Genomic DNA, 7,317 nt, shown 5'->3' with positions numbered 1-7,317 from the left:
CAGCCACCAACCGAGCACACGGCCGACCACTAACCGGACACACCGACTGGGTGAGGACGCTGACGTCGGTGGTGTTGCCCACCGGGCATACCCTGCTCGCCTCAGCTGGCAACGACAGCACTGTGCGAGTGTGGGATTCGGCGACAGCTCGACCGCACCGCCGTACCATCAGCCGCCTGTGGCGGCCTCGTGGGTATATCAGCCACGACTGCATGGTTCTGGCGTTGGCTTCGGTTATGTTGCCCAACGGACGTACTCTGCTCGCCTCCGGCGGCGATGACCGCACCGTGCGGCTGTGGGACCCCGCAACCAACCGAACGCACCACCAGCCCCTGACCGACCACTCCGGCGCCGTGAGGGCGCTGACATCGGTGAACCTGCCCAGCGGGCTCACATTTCTCGCCTCGGGTGGTGATGATCGCACAGTGCGGCTCTGGAATCCCGCCACCAACCGAGCACACGGCTATCCGCTGACCGGCCACACTGGACCTGTTCAGGCGCTGACACCGGTGATGTTGCCTGATGGGAAGACTGCGCTGGCTTCCGGAGGCGACGACCGCGCGCTGCTGTTGTGGGACCTCGAAACCGGCCGAGTACGTCACCGGTTGCTGAAGGGCCATACAGAACCGGTACGAGCGCTGACATCGGTCAGGTTGTCGGACGGACAAATCCTCCTCGCCTCCGGCGGCGACGACCGCGAACTGCGGTTGTGGAATCCGGTCACCGGCCGATCACACGGCCGTCCGCTGATCGGACACACCGGACCGGTGCGAGCGTTGACATCGGTGGCGTTGCCCAACGGTGAGACTCTGCTCGTCTCCGCAGGAGACGACCGAACAGTGCGATTGTGGAATCTCGCTGCTGACGAGGTAGCGGGATTGCCCCTGCCGGGCCATACCGGACCGATCAGAGCACTGACCTCGATTCAGTTGCCCGACAAAAACACTCTCCTAGCCTCGACAGGCTACGACGGGACGGTGCGATTGTGGAACATTACGAACAGCGGAGCAGTCCTCAAACACACGATTAGCCCGGTTCCTGTGCCGATCGTGGCAGGACACGGTATCGGAGATCGGCTCGTGCTGGCCACAAGTGGCGGTGTAATCGTTCTTCGGCTCTACCACCCGAGCGACAGTTGGTGGAGTTCGGACGACAGCGCGCTGTAACAACGGCTGACGACCGACTGGCTACAAGCGCGAAAACTGACACCACCCGAGCGCGAACTCGAACACCACTTTGCGATCTTGGTCTGCCGATCGTCAGCGCGAATTGCGACACCAGGGGGCTGCTGCAGGATCGGGTGACAGTGGTTAAGCAGTCTGTCGGACTGCTGGGGACATGATGGTTTCGAATTCGATCGGGGTCAACCGGCCGAGCCGGGCCCGACGACGTCGACGGTGATAGGTGCGTTCGATCCAGGTGACGATCGCGATCCGCAGTTGTTCGCGGGTGTCCCATCCCTGCCGGTCCAGCACGTTGCGTTGCAGGAGGCTGAAGAAGCTTTCCATGGCCGCATTGTCACCGGCCGCACCGACGCGGCCCATGGATCCGACCATGCGATGGCGATTGAGCGCGGACCAATGTTCGGTAATGTCGCTGAGCCACAAACGATTCGGTTCATCAGCGGTGAAGTTCCGTAGCACCCGATCGTCATGGACCGGCGGTCCGGGCTTGCGGTTTTCCCGCGCCCTCGCTTGCCGAACGCGCTCCACCACCGCTCCTCGCAGCGCAGCGGCGGTTCTGTTCCGGTGCCACGGCGGGAGCGGGTCGACTGCCCTCCTCCGAATTGACACGTCATCGAGATGGCTCCTGGTCGGCCGGGGCTCGCCGGTATGGGGTGAACGCATCCGGTTGACAACGCCGGTATATTTTCCGGTATGAATTCATACCCGGACCCTCAGGATGTGCGTGAGGACCTCGGCGACAAGACCCTGCACGCGATCGTTACCGCCGTCGACGGCGCCCGAGAAGACCTCCGGGAGTTCCGGGAGTTCAGGCCGGGATGGTTCGTCGACTTCTCGCAACGACTGGTCGCGAACTTCATCCACGACCGGATCTGGGCACACATGAAGTTCGCTACGCTCGACAACCCGGATGTGACGATGATCGATGCCGAGCCGGTGCGCGAGGTCCGCCATGGCAGCAAGTACCGGCTCCGGATCAAGCGTCACAGCCACGCCGCGGCGATCGAAACCTTCCCCACCAAGGCTGCGCTGAACTTCTGGTGCGCCACGCCCGCACTTTCTGGTCTCGAGCAGTGGAGCCTGGCGATCGGCTACATCTGGGATGGCGAGCTCGGCGAGATCAAGCAGCCGGTGATCTCGTTCCGTGACAGCAAGAACAAGCCGCGCTGGATGGTCGAGCTCGACACCGGACAAGCCGCGGCCGGCAACGAATTGGTGTTCACGCCCATCGACCCTGTCATGCCCGCGATCGATTTCGACCTGTTCGACGGGATGTCCGGGCAGGCTGAACCTGATGCCCTGTGAACAGCATGGGCGATGTCATCCTGACGGCGCGCCGGGCGGCGGGGATGACTCAAGAAGAACTCGCCGAACAACTGGGCATTCAGCAAGCCACCCTGTCGCGGTATGAGAACAACACTCGTACCCCCGAGCCGGACATGGTTGCCAGGCTCGCAGCGGCGTTGTCGCTGACGCCGGAGTTTCTGTCGAGTTCGTTCAGCCGGATGCAAGGTGCGCTCGCAGGCGATGTCCACATGCGCCGTCAACGCACGGCGAAGGTCTCGCATTGGAAGAGCGGGGAGGCTCGGCTGAACATGTATCGCATGCGTAGCGCGTTCCTGCTGGATCGGATCGGCATGCGACCGCAGAATCAAGTGCCGACGTTCGAACTCGACACCGCGGCCGCGGCGACTCCCGCCGATGCCGCCCGGTTGACTCGGTCGCAGTGGCGGATGCCGATCGGCCCCGTGCGGAATCTGACTCGATGGCTGGAATCAGCAGGAGTGCTGATCTTCGAGGAGGATTTCGACACCCACCGAATCGACGGTATGTCCCAGTGGGCCAGCGACTATCCGGTGATCATCGTCAACGCTGCGCAAACGCCGGACCGTCGACGGTGGACGCTGGCCCACGAGCTGGGACACCTGGTCCTACACAGTGTGTTCGCCGTCGACGATCGAGAGATGGAGCGCCAGGCCGACGATTTCGCTGCTGAGTTCCTGATGCCCAAGCATCTGATCGAGCCGGATTTGTCGGTGTTGAAACCGGCGAGACTGATCGACCTCAAAGCCACATGGGGGGTATCGATGCAGGCGCTCTACGAACGCGCCTACCAGTTCGGGCGGGTTACGGGCGAGGAACGCACCCGATTCTATCGGTCGCTCAACGCGCGTGGGTGGAAGGCCAATGAGCCAGGCTCCGATCGCATCCCACCCGAGCATCCGGAGTTGGCTAGCACGATCGGCGAGGCTCTGCTCGACAAAGGCCTCGGCAGGGAAGAAGTCCTCGCGATGACAGGAAGCTCCGGCAATGCCGATCACGATCAGTTCATTCCGGCGCGCGTGGGCGGCTTGAAACTGATTCGCTGAACTCGCCGGGACTTGATCGCCTGCGCCGGAGACGATCCTGTGTGACGGGATGCCGTGGCCGGTGGCGGATGCTCGGTGCCGGAGAAGACCATCAGCGTCGATGTGGCCGACCCTGCGGCGGCGCTGATGACCGGCACTGCGGTAGGTATAGCTCGATAGGGCCGCATGACGGTGACGTTTCTCGAGTCGGCCTTGATGGGCGCTGCCGGGGCGTTGGGGCACCGCCTCGGAGATCCTTGCCCGAGCGCGGCTCGATGCCGGCGATCAGGTCGGGAGAACAGCCGATCGGCCTCGACTCGGGCGACGGCGAGGAAGCGATCGATACCGGTCGGTGACGCGGCCGGTTCGGGAACGACCGACACCGCGCAGCGGGTGTGGCTCAGCGCGGTACGTCCTATACCGTGCTGGGGTGGCCACAGCGTCCGGTGATCGCGCATAACAACCAATTGGGCGGTGCTGCTGAACCTCTCGAGTGCGGTGCGCGCGTGACCGAAGTAGGTGATCATGCTGGTCCGCACAGACGGAAACCGCACACCCAGCTCGACGGTCAACGCCTCGACGTCCCCGGCGGTTGCCGACGCCGCAGCACCGCGTCGGGTGAGCTCGACTACCACCACGTCGATGGCTCGCTCCTGCGCGGCACGCATCCCTGCGGTCAGTGCGGCGGCAGCGCCAGGGCTCACCGGGTTGATCACGACCAGGATCGAGCCTACCGCTGATGCCGCGTATCGAAGGGGGGCGAACAACGGTGACGGGGCTGTGCGCTGCTGCAACGACCGAGCCCGCCACCGACCCGAGCATGGTCTGCGCGGCGACACTGTGCCCGACACTGCCGACCACGACTTCGGATGCGGCCGCCGAGAGGTCGATCAGTGCGGTTGCCGGATCTCCGCGCAGGGTCAGCTCGGTCATTTCCGGTGCCGGGGTGTGCGTGGTTTGCCTCCACCGATCGATGACCGCCTGATGCGCCTCGGCGAGGGCTACGCAGCTGTGCCGGAGTGCGGGCCGCCGGGCTACGTGCACCAGCTGCAAGGGAGTGTGGCGGGCTGCGGCAGCGACCGCGGCCCATTGAGCAGCGCGGATCGCTGTCGGTGAGCCGTCGACCCCCACGACCACAGCGGCGATGTCGATGGGGGAGCGCGCGTCGGGGGCGGCCGGTGTGTTCATGGCCGCTCTGCCGAAGTGGCGGGTTCAGTCGCGCCCAGGTGCGTCGCCCATGCGGTCGCCCGTTCGATTTCGCCGCTCCGTAACGGTCCGGTCATGTCCTCGACCAGGAAGTCCGCCGGTGCGGCCGCGAGGTGATACCCGAGGTGACGCAGGCGCTTGCCGATACCCTTGGCCGCCGAGCCGGGCACCCAGGGCGGGTGGGCGATCTTGGTCCTGAAGGCGGCCGCCGCCCGCGTGGACGCCACGGGCAGTGCCGCGTCGAGCCATTCACGGACCCCGATCTCGACCTCGACCGGAGAATCCTGCCCAGCCGCGTCCTCGCGGGTCGCGGCACGGCTGAGCCCGAAGGCATGAGTCGGGGGCACCGACCACCAGCAGGTCGACAACGGGCGCCGGGGGGTTCACGGCCTCGCCGACCGGACACATCACCACCTCGAACCGCGGCCGCAGACCGACTGCGATCGCTTCGGCGATCTCGGCGGTGTTGCCGAACATCGATTCGTAGACGATCTGTGCGCGCATCAGTTCCACTTCTTTCTTCCAGTGCCGCGCAGCGCAGCGCTGCGGTTCGGCTGCAGCGGGGCGCCGAGTACGACGATGACGACCGCCAGGGTCACGCACACCGGTTGCAGCCAGTTCAGCTCTCGTAAGATCAACAGCTGCAACAGGATCCAGCCGATCAGCGCACACGCGGCGACCATCGTTGTCTGGGTGGTGCGTGGGCTGTCCGGGGCGGTGAGGGCGACCACGGTCATGGGCAGTGCGACGATCACAGCCAGCGCGACACCGGCCAGAATCGGGCTCTGCCACGGCAGCCGGGCTTCGGACACCGGGCCCAGTGTCACTGCGCCGGTGATCAGACCGACTGCGCCGGCGAAGGCCCACGTCGCCAACAGGCCCGCGATCAGGCACAGTACAGATCGACGAGGGTCGAGCCGGCGCAGGTAGGTCGAGATCATGCTCTCAGCGTGGCGGGTCGGCCCTGCTCGAGGTCAGGGGCGAAGGTCCCCGCCGCCGAAGACCACTGTCCCGATCCGGTGACGTTCGGCCATCCCGCACCCCAGCGCCACCCCCGACACTGGAACGATGTTGACGCGTGCACTGCCGGGTCTGGCCCAATTTCAGGGCTATCAGCGAGCATGGCTGCGCCCGGACGTGACGGCCGGTGTCACCGTGGCCGCGTACCTGATTCCCCAGGTCATTGCCTATGCCACGGTGGCCGGGCTGTCGCCGGTGGTGGGTTTGTGGACGGCGATCACGCCCTGGCCGTGTACGCGGTGCTGGGAACCTCGCGTCAGCTCTCGGTAGGTCCGTAGTCGACGACCGCGCTGCTGACCGGGGTAGCGATGGGCCCCTGGCCGCCGGTGACCCGCAACGCTACGGCGCGCTCGCGTGTTGCTGGCTGTGCTGGTCGGGCTGCTGTGTCTGGTGGGCGCGCTGACGCGGTTGGGGGTGTTGGCGAATCTGCTGTCACAACCGGTGCTGGTCGGCTACCTGGCCGGGACCGCCGGACTGATGGTTCGTCGTGGAAAGCTACGGTGACCGAGGTAGGTCAGAAGTGGAGGGCTCCGCATCGACGGGAGGCGCCGCGCTTGATGCCGACGCCGAAGATCTGATCGCGCGGGTGCTCACCGCTGGCGGCGAACTCCGCTTGGAGCTTGCACGCGAAGCGGAAGCCGCTCACGAGCGTCTTGTCGAGCGCCGCTTGCGTTCCCCTGCGCGACCCAAAGGCAAGAAACTAAGAAAAGTCAAGTGCGGTGGGGGTCCGGCGAGTACGCGATCGTTTTGGACAGAGCACTTCGACGGCCTGGTCGAGCCTCGTCCGTTCCGGTCCCTGAGCGCGGCGCCAAATACCACCCGGCGGTTCGGGCCTCGATGACAAGGGTTGGCAACGCGTCAGCAGCGAGCACGTTCCCCGCGCGGCTAGGAATCCTGAAGGCGATTACCGCCGAGGCAGATAGACGTGAAATTCGCGCCCAGACCCCAGCCGGGGCAGCTGACAGGCGTGCTGCGGTTCGCGATTGTTCATAGTGCTTGATCTCCGGCCGCCCATTGCGGCTGTAAACCTTTGTGTGCGAACGACTTCGGGGTCTCGGTGCGGCGTGCGACACTGGCACGGAGGTAGAGATCGGTGCGCGAGACCGGTCTGATGAACCCGCGAGGCCGGTCTGTCGGGGAGGTCGTTGTGTTGCTGTTGGTCGACCCGGATTCGGAGTTGTCGTCCGCCGAGGAGCGTTTCGCCGACTGGGTCGCGTGGAGTCCAGCCCAGGCCGGTGTGGTGTTGCTCGACGTCAACGTTCCGTACCGTGGTCACAGCCGCCGGCTAGACGCGCTGATCTTCACCCGTCAGCGGTGTATCGCGGTCGAGATCAAGGGATTCCGCAGCGTGCAGCACGGGACGTTGATCATTCCGTCGAACGGGCCGTGGGTGATGGACGACGGTGAGGTCGCCGACATCTCCGGCAACGGCTACAACCACGACCCCGTCAGCCAGGTCCGCACGAACTCCTCGGCGGTGAAGAACTGGGCCACCAGCGCGACCCGGCGGCCATGCTTCGTCTGGGGCCTGGTCGTGGTGATGCTGCTCCCCGGCCAGG

7 protein-coding genes and 4 pseudogenes are annotated in these 7,317 nt (G+C 65.5%); 6 read left to right on the top strand and 5 right to left on the bottom strand.

The annotated features are described in order from the left end of the window. Together ACWEVR_RS28455 and ACWEVR_RS28450 are read left to right on the top strand one after the other, a co-directional pair. A pseudogene (locus tag ACWEVR_RS28455) lies at positions 1 to 125 on the top strand (hypothetical protein); the annotation flags it as partial. Positions 126 to 212: 87 nt separating this feature from the next. Beyond that, positions 213 to 1,166, top strand: coding sequence for a WD40 repeat domain-containing protein (locus tag ACWEVR_RS28450; protein WP_452469498.1), 954 nt, complete (start codon positions 213 to 215; stop codon positions 1,164 to 1,166). Between the two features lie 144 nt (positions 1,167 to 1,310). On the opposite strand, the pseudogene ACWEVR_RS28445 reads toward ACWEVR_RS28450, so the two are convergent. Next, a pseudogene (locus ACWEVR_RS28445) lies at positions 1,311 to 1,711 on the bottom strand (integrase core domain-containing protein); the annotation flags it as partial. Between the two features lie 166 nt (positions 1,712 to 1,877). Between ACWEVR_RS28445 and ACWEVR_RS28440 the strand changes: the two are divergent. Continuing rightward, complete coding sequence (locus ACWEVR_RS28440) at positions 1,878 to 2,489, top strand: hypothetical protein (protein ID WP_452469430.1); 612 nt, start codon at positions 1,878 to 1,880, stop codon at positions 2,487 to 2,489. Between the two features lie 5 nt (positions 2,490 to 2,494). Continuing rightward, positions 2,495 to 3,553: a helix-turn-helix domain-containing protein gene (locus tag ACWEVR_RS28435; protein ID WP_452469429.1), complete on the top strand. Its 1,059-nt coding sequence runs from the start codon at positions 2,495 to 2,497 to the stop codon at positions 3,551 to 3,553. Here ACWEVR_RS28435 and ACWEVR_RS28430 read toward each other — a convergent pair. The 4 genes and pseudogenes from ACWEVR_RS28430 to ACWEVR_RS28415 form a co-directional block, all read right to left on the bottom strand. After that, positions 3,508 to 4,248, bottom strand: coding sequence for a hypothetical protein (locus ACWEVR_RS28430; RefSeq protein WP_452469500.1), 741 nt, complete (start codon positions 4,246 to 4,248; stop codon positions 3,508 to 3,510). The genes ACWEVR_RS28435 and ACWEVR_RS28430 overlap by 46 nt on opposite strands. A gap of 55 nt (positions 4,249 to 4,303) precedes the next feature. Further along, positions 4,304 to 4,720 (bottom strand): annotated as a pseudogene (locus ACWEVR_RS28425) (universal stress protein); the annotation flags it as partial. Next, entirely contained in the window at positions 4,717 to 5,085 is a 369-nt protein-coding gene (locus ACWEVR_RS28420; RefSeq protein WP_452469428.1) for a flavodoxin family protein, read from the bottom strand. The pseudogene ACWEVR_RS28425 and the gene ACWEVR_RS28420, both read right to left, overlap by 4 nt. 156 nt (positions 5,086 to 5,241) lie before the next feature. After that, a complete protein-coding gene (locus ACWEVR_RS28415) occupies positions 5,242 to 5,679 on the bottom strand; it encodes a hypothetical protein (protein ID WP_452469427.1) in 438 nt (145 codons plus the stop codon). A 127-nt stretch (positions 5,680 to 5,806) separates the two neighbouring features. Here ACWEVR_RS28415 and ACWEVR_RS28410 point away from each other — a divergent pair. Together ACWEVR_RS28410 and ACWEVR_RS28405 are read left to right on the top strand one after the other, a co-directional pair. Beyond that, a pseudogene (locus tag ACWEVR_RS28410) lies at positions 5,807 to 6,262 on the top strand (SulP family inorganic anion transporter). Positions 6,263 to 6,905: 643 nt separating this feature from the next. After that, positions 6,906 to 7,317: nuclease-related domain-containing protein (locus ACWEVR_RS28405; RefSeq protein ID WP_452469426.1), on the top strand; the 412-nt coding region annotated here is incomplete at its 3' end.

It is taken from the genome of Nocardia sp. NPDC003979 (assembly GCF_053605015.1).
Note: the sequence above shows the minus strand (reverse complement) of the source record. Positions and strands in the feature narration are given on the sequence as shown.

What these genes read in the sequence shown, in the direction of transcription:
- ACWEVR_RS28450 (WP_452469498.1), top strand. Translation starts at nt 213, where the DNA reads ATGGTTCTGGCGTTGGCTTCGGTTATGTTGCCCAACGGACGTACTCTG.
- ACWEVR_RS28440 (WP_452469430.1), top strand. Translation starts at nt 1,878, where the DNA reads ATGAATTCATACCCGGACCCTCAGGATGTGCGTGAGGACCTCGGCGAC.
- ACWEVR_RS28435 (WP_452469429.1), top strand. Translation starts at nt 2,495, where the DNA reads ATGGGCGATGTCATCCTGACGGCGCGCCGGGCGGCGGGGATGACTCAA.
- ACWEVR_RS28415 (WP_452469427.1), bottom strand. Translation starts at nt 5,679, where the DNA reads ATGATCTCGACCTACCTGCGCCGGCTCGACCCTCGTCGATCTGTACTG.